A 1244-nucleotide genomic window follows, 5' to 3' on the forward strand; every position below is an offset into this window, starting at 1 on the left:
GCGATCGTGCTCAAGCATGCGGCCAATGTGCCGCAGTCGGCGCTGGCGATGGAGCAGTTGTTCCGCGATGCGGGCGCGCCGGACGGGCTGCTGACCAACCTGTTCGTTTCGCACGACAACGTCGAGCGCGTGGTCGCTGACCCCCGCGTGCGCGGCGTGGCGCTGACCGGCAGCGAGCGTGCAGGTTCGGCAGTCGCGGCGCTGGCGGGCAAGTACATGAAGAAGAGCACGCTGGAACTGGGCGGCGCGGATGCCTTCATCGTGCTGTCGGACGCGGATGTCGCGCAGGCCGCAAAGTGGGCAGTGTTCGGCCGTCACTGGAACGCCGGGCAGGTGTGCGTGTCGTCCAAGCGCATCATCGTCGAGGCGCCGGTGTACGACGCGTTCCTCGAGCACTACCGTGCCGGCGTGGCTGCGCTGAAGGCCGGCGATCCGATGGACCCGGCCACGACGCTGGCGCCGCTGTCGTCGCAGGGCGCGCGCGACGGGCTGGCGCGGCAGGTCGAGGAAGCCATCGCCAATGGCGCGAAGGCCGAGACGCTGGGCACGCCGGTACCCTCGCAGGGCGCGTTCTACCAGCCGACGCTGCTGACCGGCATCACCGCCGACAACCCGGCCTACCGCACCGAGTTCTTCGGACCGGTGAGCCAGGTCTACCGCGTCGCCGACGAGGACGAGGCGATCAAGCTGGCGAACGATTCGCCGTACGGCCTGGGCGGTTCGGTCTTCAGCCAGGACACCGAGCGCGCCAAGCGCGTGGCGGCGCGGCTGGAGACCGGCATGGTCTACATCAACCAGCCGACCGGTGTGAAGGCGGACATCCCATTCGGTGGCGTCAAGAACTCGGGCTCTGGCCATGAGTTGATCGACCTGGGACTGACGGAATTCGTCAACGAGAAGGTTGTGGTGGTGACCGACATCCACGGGTCGTTCTGAGGCGCGCTCGCCCCCTCCCCAGCCCTCCCCCGCGTGCGGGGGAGGGTGCGAAGCGAAGCGCGTGGTGGCGGGTGTTGAGGCGAGTGCGTGTGCCGCTCGCCCCCACCCCGGCCCTCCCCCGCATTGCGGGGGAGGGAGTGAAGCCAGGCGTGCGGTGGTGGGTGTTGAGGTGAGTGCGTGTGCGGCTCGCCCCCACCCCGGCCCTCCCCCGCTTGCGGGGGAGGGAGCGGAGCATGCGATGCGGGGGTGAGGCGAGTGCAGGCGTGGCTTGCCCCTTCCGCGGCTCTCCTCCGCTTGCGTGGAGCGAG

The 1244-nt window shown here is 69.9% G+C and carries 1 protein-coding gene; it reads left to right on the plus strand.

Annotation, left to right across the window (positions count from 1 at the left end; genetic code table 11):
• The coding region (locus tag ACOJUJ_RS29480) for an aldehyde dehydrogenase family protein (RefSeq protein WP_420130512.1) at positions 1–936 on the plus strand (936 nt) is incomplete at its 5' end.
• Between the last annotated feature and the right edge of the window lie 308 nt (positions 937–1244).

Origin of the sequence: Longimicrobium sp. (genome assembly GCF_048594345.1) — a bacterium.
GTDB lineage: Bacteria > Gemmatimonadota > Gemmatimonadetes > Longimicrobiales > Longimicrobiaceae > Longimicrobium.